General features: G+C 65.5%; 1 protein-coding gene. It reads right to left on the bottom strand.

Features of this window, described 5'->3' with window-relative positions:
- Positions 1-233 (bottom strand): helix-turn-helix domain-containing protein (locus G4Z14_RS18785; RefSeq protein WP_164628489.1); only part of this gene is annotated, 233 nt, incomplete at its 3' end.
- Between the last annotated feature and the right edge of the window lie 83 nt (positions 234-316).

The following is a 316-nucleotide window of genomic DNA, read 5'->3' on the forward strand; positions in this document are numbered from 1 at the left end:
AGCGCCACTGTCGCCATGGTCAGCCGCCCCGCAACGCGGGCGGGGGCGCTTGCGCGATTGGAAAGTGCCGCGCCTCCGCCCGCGCGGAACCGGGCAAGCCATTTGCGAACCGTGCGGACAGACACCGCAAAGGCGGCCGCGACGTCAGAGGCCTTCTGCCCGCCCATCACACGGGCGACGATCTGCTCTCGACTGTGCAAGGTCAGACGAGCATTCTGGTGTGGGTTGTTCATCCTGCGAGGTCCTGGGCTGGAGTTTGGCGATTGCAGCCTAACCCCGTTCCGGGTGAACAACCTCCTGAGACTTCACAGCTAGG

The sequence above is a fragment of the Tabrizicola oligotrophica genome (assembly GCF_011008935.1).
Taxonomy (GTDB): Bacteria; Pseudomonadota; Alphaproteobacteria; order Rhodobacterales; family Rhodobacteraceae; genus Tabrizicola_A; species Tabrizicola_A oligotrophica.